The 17,366-nt window shown below is 44.9% G+C and carries 11 protein-coding genes; 6 read left to right on the plus strand and 5 right to left on the minus strand.

The features are described from left to right. Nucleotides 1–241: 241 nt before the first annotated feature. The 3 genes from B9A91_RS00995 to B9A91_RS01005 all read left to right on the plus strand — a co-directional run bounded on the left by B9A91_RS00995 (nt 242) and on the right by B9A91_RS01005 (nt 6,375). Nucleotides 242–1,450, plus strand: a complete 1,209-nt coding sequence (locus B9A91_RS00995; protein WP_084236561.1) for a glycoside hydrolase family protein — start codon at nt 242–244, stop codon at nt 1,448–1,450. A gap of 243 nt (nt 1,451–1,693) precedes the next feature. Continuing rightward, nucleotides 1,694–4,762 (plus strand): SusC/RagA family TonB-linked outer membrane protein, encoded by a 3,069-nt coding sequence (locus tag B9A91_RS01000; RefSeq protein ID WP_084236563.1) that lies wholly within the window; start codon nt 1,694–1,696, stop codon nt 4,760–4,762. A gap of 29 nt (nt 4,763–4,791) precedes the next feature. After that, a complete protein-coding gene (locus B9A91_RS01005) occupies nt 4,792–6,375 on the plus strand; it encodes a SusD/RagB family nutrient-binding outer membrane lipoprotein (RefSeq protein WP_235012355.1) in 1,584 nt (527 codons plus the stop codon). Between the two features lie 59 nt (nt 6,376–6,434). Here the strand turns inward: B9A91_RS01005 and B9A91_RS01010 are convergent, their stop codons facing one another. The 3 genes from B9A91_RS01010 to B9A91_RS01020 form a co-directional block, all read right to left on the minus strand. Further along, on the minus strand, nt 6,435–8,033 hold the full coding sequence (locus tag B9A91_RS01010) for a sulfatase (protein WP_084236565.1): 1,599 nt from the start codon (nt 8,031–8,033) through the stop codon (nt 6,435–6,437). An 8-nt stretch (nt 8,034–8,041) separates the two neighbouring features. Further along, entirely contained in the window at nt 8,042–9,919 is a 1,878-nt protein-coding gene (locus B9A91_RS01015) for an ulvan lysase-like protein (protein ID WP_084236567.1), read from the minus strand. A 418-nt stretch (nt 9,920–10,337) separates the two neighbouring features. Next, nucleotides 10,338–11,312: a 3-keto-disaccharide hydrolase gene (locus tag B9A91_RS01020; protein WP_084239531.1), complete on the minus strand. Its 975-nt coding sequence runs from the start codon at nt 11,310–11,312 to the stop codon at nt 10,338–10,340. 351 nt (nt 11,313–11,663) lie between these two features. Between B9A91_RS01020 and B9A91_RS01025 the strand changes: the two genes are divergently transcribed. From B9A91_RS01025 to B9A91_RS01035, 3 genes are read left to right on the plus strand one after another with little or no spacing between them, the layout of a single operon-like run. After that, complete coding sequence (locus B9A91_RS01025) at nt 11,664–13,535, plus strand: FG-GAP-like repeat-containing protein (protein WP_084236569.1); 1,872 nt, start codon at nt 11,664–11,666, stop codon at nt 13,533–13,535. Between the two features lie 58 nt (nt 13,536–13,593). Continuing rightward, on the plus strand, nt 13,594–14,133 hold the full coding sequence (locus B9A91_RS01030; RefSeq protein ID WP_084236571.1) for a Crp/Fnr family transcriptional regulator: 540 nt from the start codon (nt 13,594–13,596) through the stop codon (nt 14,131–14,133). Nucleotides 14,134–14,193: 60 nt separating this feature from the next. Further along, nucleotides 14,194–14,742 (plus strand): DinB family protein, encoded by a 549-nt coding sequence (locus B9A91_RS01035; protein ID WP_084236573.1) that lies wholly within the window; start codon nt 14,194–14,196, stop codon nt 14,740–14,742. Nucleotides 14,743–14,753: 11 nt separating this feature from the next. Here B9A91_RS01035 and B9A91_RS01040 read toward each other — a convergent pair whose 3' ends face one another. Both B9A91_RS01040 and B9A91_RS01045 read right to left on the minus strand, forming a co-directional pair. Next, nucleotides 14,754–15,926 (minus strand): TlpA disulfide reductase family protein, encoded by a 1,173-nt coding sequence (locus B9A91_RS01040; RefSeq protein ID WP_084236574.1) that lies wholly within the window; start codon nt 15,924–15,926, stop codon nt 14,754–14,756. A gap of 14 nt (nt 15,927–15,940) precedes the next feature. After that, a complete protein-coding gene (locus B9A91_RS01045) occupies nt 15,941–17,356 on the minus strand; it encodes a RagB/SusD family nutrient uptake outer membrane protein (protein WP_084236575.1) in 1,416 nt (471 codons plus the stop codon). Nucleotides 17,357–17,366: the final 10 nt, after the last annotated feature.

Here is a 17,366-nt window from a genome sequence, read left to right on the forward strand (position 1 = left end):
TAATAAGAATGGATTTAGGTATTGTTTAAAATACTATCACTTTTGATTAATCCCCCTTTTATTTTACAAAAATACAAGCTCTTCCATCAATAACCTATTTCATCATTATGGCTACCTCCTGCAGTGGAACAATTTTTTTCAGGATTCAACAATTTTTAAATGAATATATCCCATTCTGAAAGCATGTCCTTTTCAGGCTCCCTACCTTCATCAACATTAAAAACAAAACTTAGATCGGAATATGAAAACACTACTCAGTACGTTTGCTGCAGCTATCGCCTTGATGGGCTCAGTAAATAGTATGGCAGTCACGAAAGGCAACGGGGATGACTGGTTAAAGAAATCTACAAAAACTGCAGTATACCAGTTAACCAAAGCTGCGCAGACTTATACACCGGGAATGAATCCGAGGTCCATCAATCCGGATGGTACGGTAAGGCTGGCGCCGCTGCGCGACTGGACCACTGGTTTCTTTGCGGGCAGCCTTTGGTATGGCTATGAGCTGTCGGGAGATCAAAATATGGCCACCGAAGCAAAAAGATTTACCCTGGCACTGGATTCTATACAATATGTAAAAGATACGCACGACCTGGGCTTTATGCTGTATTGCTCTTATGGAAATGCATGGAGAATAACCAGGGATAAAATTTACCTTAAACCTTTAGAAAATGGTGCAGCCAACTTATATGCCCGTTTCAACAAAAAAGCAGGCGTAATCCGCTCCTGGGATTTCGGCCACTGGCAATATCCTGTGATCATCGACAACATGATGAACCTGGAATATTTATACTGGGCCGGTAAAGAATTCAATAAACCGGAATGGTTTAATGCAGCTAAAACACATGCCGTAACTACGATGAAAAACCATTTCAGGAAAGATTACAGCTCTTATCACGTCATCAGCTACGACACCCTGAGCGGAAAAGTACTGCAGCGCGAAACCCACCAGGGCCTCACCAACGAATCGGCATGGGCACGCGGACAGGCATGGGGCCTTTATGGTTATACCATGAGCTATAAAGACACCAAAGACAAAAAATTTGTGGAGCAGGCAGAACACATTGCAGCCTTTATCATGAACCATCCTGCAATGCCGGCCGACAAAATTCCGCTTTGGGACTTTGATGTACATAACCGCGACCGGTCGCCAAGGGATGCCTCTGCTGCTGCTGTAATTGCTTCGGCATTGTTAGACCTGAGCACACAGGTTAAAGATGGACAGAAATATTTTAAATATGCAGAGGATATCCTGAAAACGCTATCTTCTGATGAATACCTGGCCAAACCGGGTGAGAACAAGTTTTTTATCCTGAAACATAGCGTAGGTGCACTGCTGTACAATTCAGAGATTGACACCCCATTAAATTATGCCGATTATTATTTCCTTGAAGCATTAAAACGTTATGCAGCGCTGAAAAAGATTGACCTGAAAACCCTGAACCAGTCTTAATTGAAAAAACAGGATCAATTGTAAAAATATCCGACCTGACTTACAAACAGTGAGTCAGGTTTTTTTTATTCCCCCCAAGGAATCGGCATTAACAAATGATCAGTTCAAACTGTCAGCGACAGCACCTTATCATTTGCAAATATCCCGGTTAACTGGTCAAAACTTAAATCAAAAAAAACAAAAGCGAAACCCAAAGCGCATACGGAAAGATAGATTTGATTTGATAACCAAACTATTAAATGTATGAAAAGAAAACTTTCCTTATTATCTGGACTTTGTTTCCTGGCTACGATTGCACTTGCCCAGGTTAAAGGCACTGTGGTAGACGAAACGCAGCTGCCTTTACCCGGGGTTACCGTAACTGTAAAAAATACCAAAACAGTTACTACAACCGATCCCAATGGAGCCTTTTCCATCAATGCGCCCTCTAATGCAACACTTGTGTTCTCCTACATTGGCTATATCAGCCAGGAAAAGCAAGTAAATGGTAATACTTTGCGTGTGGTATTAATAAGCGACAGCAAAGCCCTGAATGAAGTAGTAGTTACTGCCTTAGGTATCACTAAGGAGAAGAAAACACTGGTGTATGCTACCCAAACAGTAAATACCGAAGAACTCAGCAAGGCCAGGGAACTAAATGTGGTGAACTCCCTGACCGGAAAGGTAGCCGGACTTGATGTTGTCCGCTCTTCCTCAGGTCTGGGCGGTTCATCGAGGGTAACCCTGCGGGGCGACCGCTCTATCAGTGGCAATAACCAAGCCCTTATGGTAGTAGATGGTGTGCCGCTGGATAATTCCACGGCCCAGGCCGGAAGGGTTAACGGCGGAAGGGATTCGGGAGATGGCATATCCAGCCTTAATCCGGATGATATAGAATCCATAAACGTTTTAAAAGGTGCTTCTGCTACGGCTTTGTACGGAAGCAGGGCTTCTAATGGGGCAATCATCATCACCACAAAAAAAGGAAAACAACGTAAAGGTGTAGGCATTAGCTATACCGCTGGCCTACAGATAGAACAGCCTATCTTTTTACAGAAATTCCAGACCGAATACGGGCAGGGCGCTTCAGGCATCTTCAGTGCCTCAGGCGAACAAAGCTGGGGCCCAAAGCTGGATGGTAAAATGGTTCCTACCTGGAGTAAGGATCCTGCCGATGCCGGCAAGACCAATGCCTATGTTGCGCACCCGGATAATTTCAGGGATTTTTACAGCAACGGCACCAATCTGGTAAACAGTATTGCTTTAAATACCGGCACAGAACAGGCACAGGTGTATTTTTCCTATACCAATACCAACGCAACGGGTATTGTAGACAACAACAAACTGAAACGCCATAACTTTAATTTAAGGGCCAGTGGAAAACTTGGGGAGCGTTTTACTGCGGACCTCAAAGCTACTTACCTGAACCAGGACATCATAAACCGTTCAGGTGTTGGAGGTGGTAACGACAACCCCAACCTGGGCATCTACCGCGTGCCCATCAATATTGCCCCTGAAGATCTGCTGAATTACGACTATATTAATGGCTCTGGCTTTTTACGTCAAAACTACTGGAACCCAGGTGCCACTGCTGCTGCCAATCCATATTGGGCAAAAAACAGAAACCTGGCCGATGAAGAAAGAAACAGGCTTACCGGCTTTGCCTCTTTGACCTACAAGATCTTACCCTCATTAAATGTAATGCTGCGCTCCGGTATTGACAGGTACACGGACAACGGAGAATTTAAATGGTATAATGATACCTATGTTATAGCACCTCAGGGTGACTATCAGCTCAATACCAGGGATGTGCGAGAGATTAACCACGACTTCCTGTTCTCTTACAATCAAAACCTATCTAAAGCTTTTACCTTAAGCGCTAATTTTGGCGGAAATATCCAAAAGAATGACATTGTAACCACCGGCACCCGGAACAATAGCCTCATCATCGAAAACCTGTTTACGGTAGGCAATACCAATGGCTCAACACCAACTAGGGGCATTTATCAGAAAGAAAAACAAGCGCTTTATGCAACGGCCGATCTGAGCTATAAAAACTATTTAACCTTAACTGTTACCGGCCGGAACGACTGGTCATCTACCCTGCCTAAAGAAAACAACAGCTATTTTTTCCCTTCGGTAGGTCTTAGCGCACTGCTTTCCGAGATGTATAAACTTCCGGAATTCATCAGCTTTGCAAAATTACGGGGATCCTTTGCCCAAACAGGTAACGATGCCGATCCGTATAACCTTAGCCAAACCTATACTTCATTTCAGGGAGGAAACAGTGTAACTATTGGCAGGGATGCGACCAAGCCAATACCTGGCCTGAAACCGGAAATTACCACGGCCCAGGAACTGGGCTTGGAGGCCAGGTTCTTTAACAGCCGTTTAGGTTTTGATTTTACCTGGTACAACAGCAACTCTAAAAATCAATTGCTGGCCATTACCCTGCCGGCAGGCTCGGGATGGGCCAGCCAGTACATCAATGCCGGTAACATTAAAAACGACGGTATAGAGTTTACGCTGAACGGTACCCCCGTAAAAACCAGCAGCTTTAAATGGGATGTGTCAGTAAACTATTCTAAAAACAACAATAAAGTGCTGGAGATCTCGCCTACGCTGAATGAATTTCTATTAACCACCGCAGGCGACTTTATGAATACGGTCAAAATTGTAAAAGGCAAACCTTTCGGTGAGCTGTATAGTCGTGGTTACCTGCGCAATGCCGGCGGTCAGATCATTGTTGATGCCAATGGCCTTCCGGTCATCAGCGGTGCCCAGGATGTATATGTAGGCAATACCCGGCCCAATTGGACAGGTAGTGTGATCAACAGGTTTTCGTACAAAAACTTCTTTACCAGCTTTGTCATCAGCGCCCGCATGGGTGGTGTGGTATCTTCATTTACCAATGCCAATATTTATGCCGACGGTGTAGCCGCAAAAACAGCCCAAAACCGCGATGGTTTTATATTTGACGGCGTATTTGCCGATGGCAGCAAAAACAACAAACAGATTACCGCAGAGCAGTACTGGAAAAAAGTGGGTGGAAGGAACACCCCTGCAGGTGAGGTATTTACCTACGACGCATCTAACATCCGTTTAAGGGAATTTGTATTGGGCTATAACCTGAGCGGCAAACTTTTAAACGGAAAGCCTTTTCAATCGGCCAGCATCTCGCTAACAGGACGTAACCTGTTCTTTTTGCTGAACCGTGCAGAGGGCTTTGATCCTGAGCAGGTGATCGGAAGCGGAAATTCTACCGTTGGTATCGAGGCTTTTGCTCCGCCAACCACCCGCTCATTCGGTCTCTCGTTAAACCTTACTTTTTAATCCGGACTTATCCGAAATAATTCATATACATGATGAAAGCACATTATATAAAAAAGACATTAGGTACCTTACTGGCGGCAACAGTAATGCTGTCATGCACCAAAAATTTTGAAGACCTGAATACAGATAAAACCAAAATTTCGACAGTCGATAATGCCACACTGGAGTATATCTTTTCTGCAGCACAATACCGGGGCTGTTTTGGACCGAATACCACCAATTCCGGTGCCACCCCCTTTCAGCGTTTCGCAAACCGCTATTCGGATGCACAGGCCCAATATTTTTCCAATACGTCGCAATCTGCCGAGTCGGACAGGAACGTGATGGTGGGCAACTGGCTTAACGATGGCTGGAACCATTTTTACAGCAATGCAAACGCACAGCTTAGCGTAGTGATGGAACAAACCGAAGCGGGCGGTCCCTTGCAGGATCCTATAAAACACGCCATCGCCAAGGTATGGAAGGTATTTATGTTTATGCCGGTAACCGACAACTGGGGCGCCATTCCCTATTCGCAGGCCGGCAATGGCAATACTGAAGTATTGTACGACAGCCAGGAAGACATCTATAAAGATTTCTTTAAAATACTGAAAGAAGCCAATACCACTTTATCTGCCTATACCGGTACCACCCGTTATTTTGAAAAAGGGGACCTGATTTATGGTGGTGATGTAAAGAAATGGACAAAATTCTGTAACTCCCTCTGGTTAAGGGCTGCCATGCGGGTGTCTAAAAAAGATCCTGCGCTGGGCCGCCTGCAGGCCGAAGCGGCCATTACCGCCACAGGTGGTATGATTACGACCAATGCCGACAATGCACTGATGAAAGTGAGTACTACCACCCCGCACCTTACGGCATCTATATCTTCTTTTAATGAGTTCCGCATGAGTGCAGCTATGGAAAGCGTATTAAAAGGCTATAACGACCCTCGTTTGCAGAAGTTTTTTGACCCTGCCAGTGGCGGTGTGTACAAAGGCATCCGCAACGGCTTATCGCAGGTGCAGATTGGCCTCGCCCAAAACAACGTAGCCAACAACAGCAACATCAATTCTTCATTTGGCTTTGCCAACCGCGGTGTAGCCCCCTGGACGCTTTTTACCGCGGCAGAAACCTTCTTTTTGATGGCCGAAGCCAAACTGAACAACTGGACCGTGGGCACAGGTACGGCGCAAAATTATTATCAGCAGGGTATTGACGTGTCTATGGCACAATGGGGTGTAACAGATGCTACGGTGATCGGGAATTACAAAACCGGAACCAGCACACCTGCAGCCCTGGGCGATATTTACAATACACCGGCCATGACTAACATTCCTGTTGCCTTTGGCAGCACAGAAGCCGTACAGAGAGAGCAAATAGGTACCCAGAAATGGCTGGCACTTTATCCCTACGGACTGGAAGCCTGGGCCGAAGTCAGAAGAACGGGCTTCCCTAAATTGTATCCCCGTTTAAATTCTGACAATACCGATGCTCCTGCCGGTGATCCGGGAGCAGTAAAGAGATTAACCTACCCTCCTATTGAAGCCTCTGCAAATGCCGGTGGACTGGCATCGGGCATCAGCAAGCTGGGCGGTCCGGATAAAGTCACTACCAAACTGTGGTGGAACCCTTAAACCACAAAAAAAAAGGTGTTACAGCAATCTGTAACACCTTTTTTCCTTGCGGGTATGGCTCAATGCTTTTCCTTACTTTTAAAATACCGGATCATTTCAGCTTTCAACTGCCTGGCCGTCTGTGCATATTTTTTATCATTTAGCACATTAACCTTTTCCAGCGGGTCTTGCACATAATCATACAGTTCCTGGCCTACAACAGCAGATGCTTTAAAGGGCTTGTCAGTCCTGAAATTTTCTACCCAGATGGTATAACGGTATCTTTTTGTACGCATGGAATAACCCATAATCTTAGCTGTAGCGTCTGTCATGCGTTGTGTTTCAATTGCATTGGCACTTCGCGGGTACTGACTTAACGCAAACTCCTTTACCGAAGCACTCGGGTTCTTCATCAGCGGTACCAGGCTTTTACCTTCCAGGTGAGCAGGAACCGGAATACCGCTCAGTTCACAAAGCGTAGGAAAAATATCTACAAATTCTGAAAGGGATTTGGTGGCAGAAGCTTTAATATGAGGTGCTGAAAAGATCAGCGGGCTGCGTGTGGCTTCTTCAAAATTGGAGTGTTTGCACCATAGGTTATGATCGCCCAGATGCCAACCGTGGTCACCCCAAAGCACTATGATTGTATTTTTACTTAAGCCGAGTGAGTCCAGGGCATTCAGCACTATACCAATCTGTGCATCGGCATAGGAAACAGCAGCATAGTATCCATGTATCAGTTCCTTTTGCCGCTCTACAGGCAATGTTATTCCATAGCTTTTCTGATCGGTAAAGGCCAGTAAGGCCGGAATATCGGAGTAAGCACGCAGTTCTCCCGAATTCTGATAAGCCACATCCACTGCATTTTTTGATTGCTCCTGAAACGCAGCTACCGGCATCTTGTCCCGTTCATAAAGGTCCCAGTATTTTTTAGGCGCATTAAAAGGCAAATGCGGTTTGGCCAGACCTATTGCGAAAAAGAAGGGCTTGTTTTTCTTTTCAAGCGCAGCCAAAATGTCCTTTGCCTGAAGCGAATTGGCCCCATCGATATAGGCATGATCAGGTACATCTACACATTCCATTGAAGGCCGTATGGTAGCCAGCAGCATCTGATCGGTCAAGGTCTTTTCGCCAGCTGCTCTCCTCTGTTTTTCCACCAGTGCTTTCGTATCTTTTGCCTGGTAATAATTTAGAACAGGTTGCCCAGTAGAAGCCGCATAATAACTTTTGTCTGTTTTATAATGCGGAACAGTCCAGCTGGGTTTATCCAGGTCTTCATCCACACATCTCGGATCGTAAATTTTGCCGATAGCCTGGGTAGAATAACCCTGGCTGGCAAAATATTGCGGGATGGTCAGAATATCCGGATTCACGTCCCGCATCTTCGTTTTTAAATCCCATACTTTGGTCACGTCAGGCCGCATTCCGGTCATGATGCTGGCCCTGGTTGGGCCGCAAACCGCCTGTTGGCAGTAATTGCTTTTGAAAACCGTACCCATTCTGGCCAGACGGTCTATATTGGGCGTTTTAGCCAGCCCATCACCATAACAACCCAAAAGCGGCTTCAGGTCGTCTATAGCAATAAACAAAACATTAGGTTTATCAGGCTTTTGGGCAAAGCTTGAAAGTCCGGATACAGCCAGAATTAAAAAAGAGATGAGCGGAGTTCTTAGGATCATAATTGTATTTATTTTTTACCAAGGGCTATTTTTAGGGTCTGAGGAGCTGCTGAACCTGTACTGAAACTGATCACCACCGGATAAGCTTCTACACCAGGAAAGGGCGACCAATACCGGTCTGCATCTTTGCCCAGCGTTATTTTATAGGGCACGGTGCTGTTCAGCACTTTTAACTCCCATTCTTCATTTGGAACTGCTGTCTTGATGATGACCGTGCTGTCGTTTTTCAGCCGTAACGTAGTCCCCTTATCTTTCACTATAGGCTCAACAATGTTGTATTGCTGACTTTCTCCTTTTACAGTGATCTCTTTTACAAGATAACTGTCATAGAAACGGTTAGTTAAAAGATAGCTGCTGGCAGATTCTACCCCTTTTATGGTTTGCATATTTCCAACTGTGCTTACTTTAACATGATCAGTTTCCTGCAGCACGTCCATCTCGCCTTCGGCTTCAAATATATTGGCGTAGTAGGCGGTATCTTTTGTAAACTCAATCCTGGATGTCAATGGAAGCAGGTTCTTTTCAACTGGCATGTGCATGGCTTCAATCCTATCATAGGCAGAAACAGAGGAAGACTGTAAAAAGCCGTTTTTCCCGAAGCCATCGTACCAAAGATTGGTAATGCTGCCGCCACGGCAAACAGATTCACGCGGATATCTTCTTATTTCCCCATAGGCAGATACTGTGGCCATCATTTTAGGGGTACGGATAACCGCCACCTTAATATCCGGAAAAAACTGGTACCAGCTGAGCTGCTGTGCCGGCAATAAGGCTTTTTCCCGGGCCTTGGTTTTAGCACCATATTCAATAGCCAGTGCAATGCTCTGTGCCCTTGCAAAAGTAGAGTAATTGCAGGGCGGGGAACTGCTGCTATGATTTGCAGCATGCGGGCCGTAACCAATCCATCCATCCTGCATAGCGCAGGTATTTAAATATTCCAGGCATTTTAATCCTGCAGCCCCGAATTGCGGGTCCATATCGGCCAGCAGGGCAAAACTGAAATAAACACCAGGAGCAGTTTTTGTTCCGCTTTCATAATTCCATTTAAAAGAGCGTGTGCCCCATGAATTGTCGATAGAGCCGTTGGGATAAACAAACAGCCTATGCGTTTTAAGCAGGTTGGCCGCAATCTGCTTGATCCTTGGATCGTCTTTCAATAGGGCATAAAGTGCAATATAACCTATACTTTGCGCGATATTGTAACCTTGATCAATCCCTTTTCCTTCACCACTCAGAAAATTATCGTTGGTTACAAAGTTTAAAGTGCTGTTGTTCATCAGGGAATCGGCTTTAATGAGCCAGCGCTCTTTGGGCCTGGCGGCAACTTTATAGGTATAAAGCAAAGTAGCGGCACCGGTAGGATTATAATTGATATTTCCGAGGGGAAATGTTGCTACGATATAATCGGCAGCTGCATTCATGCTCTGGTTCCAGTTCTCAATTTCTGCTGCATTGAGCCAGGGTTTCAGAATGGTATAGGCACCGGCCAGCGAGATCAGCTGATCGGTAGTAGTTCCATGCCAGCCTTTTTGTTCAGGATCGGGCCAGCTCTCGCTCCAGCCCCCCGCATTTTTGCCTTTCGTTTCCTGGATTTTTACCAGCCAGTTGCCCAGTTTAATGGCAGCATCACGATATTGAACTTTATGGGTAAGTTTATAGGCAACAGCAAAGGGATACACAGCCTCTGCTGCCCGCGAATGTATGGGGTGATTTTCGGGATTGGTAGACCTGCAAACCAGGGCACCAAAGTTTGGATCGGAGCTCTCGTTGATTTGCGTGCTAAGCAGTACATCACATAGGGATTGTAATGTAGTCTGGTAAGGATCTTTCTGAGCAAATAAATTGCCCGAAATAAATAATAGCACAAATAAGATTGTTATCCTCATAATCTCGTTTTAGATTGTTGTTTTTCTTTCACACCACTCAAACGAATTTATGAAAATCATGAGCCGAACAGTTTCACTTCTGTTTTAAATACTTTTGAATTTGATTGAAATCACCGTATAATATATAAAAACAGTGTAAGACAGATGGATCATGCCTGAAACATGTTTGGTGTGCATTGGGGATCTGCCCTTGGTTGGTTAAGCATTGGATAAGCCTTAGTTAGGGGTTGGTTAGGCATTGGCATACTGAACAGCTTATCCAAGCCCTATCTAACGCCTGCTTAAGCCATGTGCAAACTCAGGCGCATCCCGAACGCAGCTACACCTGGTATCAAACCTGGAAACGGCAGACAGTGCAAAATAAAACTCCCTGCCAAATGGTGTTGACAGGGAGTTTCATATTTATTGAAAAGTAGCTTTACTTAGCCGGAGTGATCACAATTTTTCTGAACTCAATGGGTTGGTGGTCTCCCTGCAGATAAATTGGTCCTGGTTCGCCTTCATTGCTGTCCAGCGCCCCGCCGGTAATGCCCGGGATTTCCTGGTTGCTGATGATTGTTTTTCCATTTGCCACTACGGTTACCATACGGCCAACCAGGGTGATGTCATAAGTTTGCCACTGATCAGGCCCCAGGGTCACCATTTCATTGGCCGTCAAAAAACCGTAAATACCGCCAAACAATACACTGTTTGGATGCGCATCTTTTTTACTGTCTTCTATTTGCGTTTCGTAACGCCCCCTCAAATACACACCGCTATTGCCACCCTTGCCATATTTAAATTCAACATGCAGTTTAAAATCATTGAACTTTTGTTCGGTGATCAGGTTTGAACCTGCTTTCGGACTCGTTAATATGCCATTTTTCACTACCCACTGGTTTTCGCCACTGGCTTTCCAGCCTTTAAGGTCTTTGCCATTAAACAGGCTAACAGGCTTACCCCATACCGGGGCTGCTGTTCTCTTTAAATAAGGTGCTTTAACACCTTTCCAGCTATATTTTTTTCCATCGCAATCGGTCATGCTACCCTGCATACCTGTAGTGGTGAGCTCCCCTTCTATGATCATGTTCTGGCTTCCGCTTTCCCATTGCGGCGGAATCTCAAATCTGAACTTACCATTGTCGAACTTTACTTCTGCTACAGGCCTTGCGCTGCCCGACATTGCTACAAAATAACCGACCAGGGTTTTAAAGCCTGAAAGTTTTACCTCCAGCCATGAAGGTACCGGTTTACCATTAACATCAACGGTAAGGTCCCAGCGCCCGATCAACTCTTTAGCCTCTGCAGCCGTATGGATGTTAACCGGTGTAGAATTTTCAGATGCCTGCAAGGCCGGAGCTGTACCAGTCATCAATAAACAGCCTATGCCCAGGGCAAGGAAGTTTTTACGCATTAGATTTTCTTTCAATAACATTTTTAGGTTCATTTTAAGCCAGATGATCCAAATGGCAGGTTTGTATGTGAACGGCAAGATAAGGTTTATTTGTTTTTTGAGCAAACGGTGCAGAAAACTGCCTTTGTAAATTTCATAACATTTATTTTTTAATTACATAACATTTCAATTTATTAAAAAATATTATATTAGTGCTTTAAAAAATATTAAATTATATTTTTTATTCTTAAAGATTTTGATGTAACCGGTATCTAGGTCAGGCAGTAGCAGCAAAATACATCAAGCGTGAGTTGGGGTTATTTTTAAACGCATTCGTAACCAAAAACTAAATATCACTTAAACTACATCAAAATGAAGAAAACAAACTTAGGCCGTTATGGCCTGAAAAAGTCAATCCTGACTTTAACTGCTGCGCTCTGTTTTGCAGGATGCAAGCAGGCCGAAATGAACAAACCGGAAGATGACGCCAAGGGCAGGCCTCCTCAAGCCCTGTCAAATGCCGCATTGCTGGCCGGTGAAGGCCCTTTCAAAGTCCTTTCCTTTAATGTAAGGCACGACGATGCCGGTGACCCTCAATCACTCGACCAGCGCAAAGGAAACATCCGCCAGATCATCGTTGACAATAACCCGGATGTTTTTGGTGTGCAGGAATTTTCTGACGATTTCTTTGAAACCTGGTTCAGGGGACAAATGTCGGCATTGGGTTATGGAGAATATTACAGCACCGCCATCACCACCACCCCTAAAGCCATCTTTTATAAAACATCCAGGTTTACACTAGAAAGGAGCGGTACGGTAAGGCTTGGCGCCTCCCCCATTATCAATACAGCCACATGGGTAGTATTGCTCGACAATACCACCTCCAACAAATATTTCATCAGCAACAGCCACTGGCAGTTCGACTCACAGCCTACGCGGATTGCCAACGCCAATGCATTGGTTGATATGGTGAACCAATACAATACCGACAACCTGCCGGTAATTGTGTTTGGTGATTTTAATGCCCAGCCGGGCACAACCGAAATCGGAAATCTTAAAAGCGGTCTTGACGTAGTAGATGCGCTGGGCGACAGTACCGGCGACTATACTTTCCATGGCTGGGATGCTACCGGCAATTCAAAGCTCGACTGGATCATGAGTGACAGGAGTATGGCCTTTACGTCTTCCAGTGTAATTACCACCAGCTATGGGGGTTACTGGCCTTCGGACCACTGGCCAATCATTGCCACCTATGTACCTGGTATATTTGGCGGTCCGCATACCGATGCCAATGGTAAAAGCGCCAGCGCCAGTACAAACTTTTACTTTGCCGACGTAAATGGCGATGGTAAACAGGATAAAATATACTGGAACCCCACCTACGATAGCGGCAGACCACAGGTATTCCTGTCTAACGGTAATGGCACCTTTGCCTCACCGGCTGTGGTGCATGCCGCCGGCGCATCAACGCTCAGCACAACGCGTTACCACTATGCCGATGTAAATGGCGATGGAAAAGCCGATCAGATTTTATGGAACCCAACCTTAAACTCCGGACATACGCGTGTATATCTGGCTACAACCGGCGGCAACTTCAGTGCAACCGTTGTAGATAACCCCGAAGGAACAAGCGCAGGCACAACAACTGTTTATAATTTTGCAGACGTAAACGGAGATGGAAAAGCCGACAAAATATACTGGAACGCAACGTTCGATTCCGGAAAAACCCGGGTTTACCTGGCTACCTCTGGCGGGAACTTCAGCGGTTCGGTAGTAAATGGCTCCGAAGGTGCCAGTACTACTGCGGGAACTATTTTCTACTATGCTGATGTAAACGGTGATGGAAAGGTAGACAAAATACTATGGCACCCTACACTGAATTCTGGTAAAACCATGGTTTATCTGTCGGATGGTGACGGCACCTTTACCGCTTCCTCCACATTCAGCAACTCCGGTGCTACCAGCGTTTCGGCATCAACTGTATTCTATTTTGCCGACATCAATGGTGACGGCAGGGCTGATAAGGTTTACTGGAGGCCAGACCTCTACTTAGGTAAAATAAAAGCTTATTTTGCAACTACAGGAAATGCTTTTGGCGGCCCCATCTATTCCTTAAGGGGTACCTCGCAAAGCGCAAATACCAATTTCTATTTTGCAGATATTAGCGGTGATGGGAAAGCAGACCAGATCCGCTGGAATTATGCAGAGTATACCGGCGAATTGAGAAACTACTTCGCCAAATAAAATGTGATAAAGAAGGCTGTAAATTGTATTTTGCAGTCTTCTTTATTCTAAACCTGTTATGCGTAATGAACTTCCTTTTATCGGTCTGCTTTTAGAGGCGATAAAAACTTTCGGAACCGACAAATCATTTGCCAGGGGGGATTTTATTTTGAAACAGGGAGAAGTTGAAAAAAACCTTTATTATGTGGCATCCGGTGCCATCAGGGTTTTTCTGTTATCAGAGCATGAAGAACAAACCATCAGGTTTGGCTATACGGGCTCAGTGATCAATTCATTGCCCTCCTACATTAGCGGCAAGCCTTCTGATTTTTATATAGAGGCCATCCGTAAAACTACACTCAAAGTAATTTCGAAGGAGGAAGTCTTAAAGCTGGCCCAACAGGATGAAGCCCGCCTGAAAGCTTACCTCGGTTTAATGGAAACCGTCATCGTCCAACAAATGGAGCGGGAGATTGACCTGCTTACACTATCGCCTACAGAGCGACTGAACAGGGTTTTACAACGCAGTCCGGATCTTTTCCAGCACATCCCTTTGAAGTACATCGCCTCCTATTTAAGGATGGCACCCGAGACCCTAAGCCGGATCCGAAATTCTTGATTTCAATCAAGGGTCAGAAAATCCGTTCTTTTCAAATTTGCATCGAATCAAAGATCAATTATGAAAGCAGAAAACCAAGCGCTGATAACAACATTGTTAAGCATCACAGAAAAATCAATCTCGGAGGCCGTCTATCTTAAAACATTGAGCAGCGAACAGCTGAATTTCAAAAACCATCATCACCAATGGAATGCACTTCAATGCCTGGAACATTTAAACCTGTATGGAGACTTTTATCTGCCCAAAATCGAAGCTCAGATTCTGACGCAAAAACCAGTTAGCGGCAAACTCAGCTTTAAAGCTGGAATGCTGGGCAACTATTTCGCCAATATGATACAGGTCAAAGGTAATAAGGTTAAAAAATACAAGGCCATGAAGCATATGACAGCCCAAGGCGGACTGCTGGATACCCTTACAATTGAACGCTTTTTGAAACAGCAGGAATTGTTGAAAGCTTTGCTAAAACAATGCCTCTACATTGACTTGAATAAGTCAAAAGTTGAAACTGCATTGAGCCGGTTCATTAAACTGAATATGGGCGATACACTCCGTTTTATGGTATACCATACCGAACGTCATATGCTTCAGGCCTTAAATATGGTCAATTAAGCAAAAAAAAATTATATGTTTTCTTTTAATTTAGCTTTAAGTTGCTCAAGGTTCAGGTTTTCTGCAACTACAACGCCTTTTTCATCCAACAGGAACATGGCCGGAATAGCTCTGATTTTCCAGGCCGCGGCAGTAGCACCTTTGTCCAGAAAACTTGGCCATTTCAAATTTTCCTCCTGTTCAGCTTTCAGCCAATCGGATTCCTTTTTATCAATAGAGATGCTTACAATTTGCAACCCTTTACTATTCATTTCTTCGTATAAAGCCTTCAGCGCTGGAATAGACTTTCGGCAAGGCGCACACCAGGAAGCCCAGAAATCTACAAGTGTATATTTATGGCCTTTTATCAGCTGGCCAAGCGCTGCATCTTTTTTTGCGCTGCTGACAGCCTCAAAAACCGGCGCTTTCTGGTTTAAAAATCCTTTGGGAAACAGTTCGTCTTTTATTTTCCGGCCATAGTAGCTATTCTTGGCCGTTGCAGATAAAGATTCAAACAGCGGTTTCTGCTCAGGTGTAAAATAACTGTAAGCATTCAGCATCAGGAAAGCCCCCCACCAGGAATCTTTATTGGCCGTAATCAGATCTGTAGAGGTTTTGGCTACCTTATCAAAAAATGCTTTTTCTTCGGCTGCGAACTGCAGATAAGCAGGAGATTTCATTAACTCTGACACTTTTACAGAATCTTTCGCGTTCTTAGCCGCGCTAATCTGGTTCACAATGTCCTCTCCGCTTTTATGATAGGCTTCGTAATCCCGGTTCAGCATTTCCCTGTAAACAACTTTTTTCAGGTATTCCTCATGAACGGGGCTTCCGGTAATTTTCAGCCCCTTCAGATCTAAAAACTTAGCACCATTCTGTTCTACCAGGGCTGCTTTTGCAGTAACCGAGATATTGGTATTGTTTACCATTAACTGACAACCACCAAAATTACCTTTTACAGAAATACGGAACAACCTGGGCCCTTCTACCGCTCCTTTAAAACTAAATTTACCGGCTTTAACAACTGCATTGGCCACCGCTTTTTCATCATCATGTGTACCAGCCGGGATCAGTTCCAGTACGGTACCGTCCTGCAGACCGGTAAATATTCCACTGATGTGGTATCCCTGTTGAAGAACTGCAGCATTTGTAAGTATGGACAACAATAGCAATACTAATGTTGCGCCCATTTTAATTGATTTCATATGGAATTGTTAAATTATTTGTCTACGTTTTGTTTCAGTGTGCCGTTACCCGGATTTTTAATTGCGCCATAAGGGAAAGGCATGGTCCACAGGTGCGATGCAGGCGAGAGACTGTAGTTATTGCCATTCTCTGTTTTGGTCAATGTGCTTGCATATTGCGGATCTTTATTGAGCCTGCGGGCATCGGCAAAGACAGTAATGCTAAAAATCAGCTCATTGGCCTTTGTACGTTGTATCAGTTTTACAGCATCGGCAGTATTTGCAGCGCTAAGTGCTACATAATTTGCCGGGAATATGCGTTTTACACGTACCGCATTAAGTGTACCCATTGCTCCGCCTACATCATTTAAACGGGCCTGGCATTCTGCTTTGGTCAGGTACACTTCAGTGGTGGTCAGACCTCCAATATTGTAAAACCCTGTTGTGATGCTGGTATGATAGGTATCAGCACCTACAGTCCTCAGTTTCCACCTCGATTTAAAACGGGCATCCCCATTTTCGAACCGCGTTGCCCGGTCTAAGCGGATTGCAGCCTCACGACCAGGCTGATGGGTAGCTCCGTGGCGGAAATAATAATTCTCTACGTAGTTATGGCCCATTGGAGATGGTGCGTTGGTATATACGTTAGGTGCTTCTATCTGTGCCTTATACGTATTGTAGTATTGGACCCAATCAAACAGTTTATCGTTGTACTTTAAAGCTTCATTAGCTGCATTCAAGGCCTCCTGGTACCTGCCCATGGTTAGGTTAATTCTCGCTTTCAAAGCATATGCCGCTCCAAGGTTAGGGTGCAATACTGTAGCGCTGGTGGCCTGCAAGGCCGGGATGGCCTCATCGATGTCTTTCAGCATAAATGCATAGATGTCCTTAATGCTCACCTGGGTATATGCGGCACCGATATCGGCACTCAGTATCAGCGGAACAGATAGTTTACTGGCTGCATTTGCTTCTTCATAGGTATCGGCATAATAGTTGGCCAGAATGTAGTAATTCAGTGCCCTTAAAACCTTTGCCTGCGCAATCAGCTCATCTTTCTGTGCCTGTGTGGCCTCAGTAGCTTCGCCAGCATGCTCAACAAGCAGGTTGCTGGTTGAAATGGCCCCATAAGTGGCATAGTACGTGGTTTCATCTGCATTGTTCATGGCTATCCGGTCTGCGCTTTCATTCCAGAAATAGTTTGCCGTGTACAATGGGTAAAAATTTAAGGTTGAACTGGCCTCAAACTTATCGTTCTGCAACAATAGCGCCTGGGTAATCACTGCACGGTGGTTACCATATTCATCACGCATCAAAGCCTCATAATCCGTAAAAGTTTTAGGGATTTTTTTCCCGGGAGGAATAACATCTATAAACTTTTTACAGCCGCTGAAACTGATGAGCAATAACAGCAAAATTGACATTTTCAGGTTATTTAAAAATATTGTCTTCATATCTCAATCA

This window comes from Pedobacter africanus (genome assembly GCF_900176535.1).
In the GTDB taxonomy this organism is placed as follows: Bacteria; Bacteroidota; Bacteroidia; order Sphingobacteriales; family Sphingobacteriaceae; genus Pedobacter; species Pedobacter africanus.

What these genes read in the sequence shown, in the direction of transcription:
- B9A91_RS01045 (WP_084236575.1), bottom strand. Translation starts at nt 17,356, where the DNA reads ATGAAGACAATATTTTTAAATAACCTGAAAATGTCAATTTTGCTGTTA.
- B9A91_RS01025 (WP_084236569.1), top strand. Translation starts at nt 11,664, where the DNA reads ATGAAGAAAACAAACTTAGGCCGTTATGGCCTGAAAAAGTCAATCCTG.
- B9A91_RS01010 (WP_084236565.1), bottom strand. Translation starts at nt 8,033, where the DNA reads ATGATCCTAAGAACTCCGCTCATCTCTTTTTTAATTCTGGCTGTATCC.
- B9A91_RS01020 (WP_084239531.1), bottom strand. Translation starts at nt 11,312, where the DNA reads ATGCGTAAAAACTTCCTTGCCCTGGGCATAGGCTGTTTATTGATGACT.
- B9A91_RS01005 (WP_235012355.1), top strand. Translation starts at nt 4,792, where the DNA reads ATGATGAAAGCACATTATATAAAAAAGACATTAGGTACCTTACTGGCG.
- B9A91_RS01035 (WP_084236573.1), top strand. Translation starts at nt 14,194, where the DNA reads ATGAAAGCAGAAAACCAAGCGCTGATAACAACATTGTTAAGCATCACA.
- B9A91_RS00995 (WP_084236561.1), top strand. Translation starts at nt 242, where the DNA reads ATGAAAACACTACTCAGTACGTTTGCTGCAGCTATCGCCTTGATGGGC.
- B9A91_RS01015 (WP_084236567.1), bottom strand. Translation starts at nt 9,919, where the DNA reads ATGAGGATAACAATCTTATTTGTGCTATTATTTATTTCGGGCAATTTA.
- B9A91_RS01040 (WP_084236574.1), bottom strand. Translation starts at nt 15,926, where the DNA reads ATGAAATCAATTAAAATGGGCGCAACATTAGTATTGCTATTGTTGTCC.
- B9A91_RS01000 (WP_084236563.1), top strand. Translation starts at nt 1,694, where the DNA reads ATGAAAAGAAAACTTTCCTTATTATCTGGACTTTGTTTCCTGGCTACG.
- B9A91_RS01030 (WP_084236571.1), top strand. Translation starts at nt 13,594, where the DNA reads ATGCGTAATGAACTTCCTTTTATCGGTCTGCTTTTAGAGGCGATAAAA.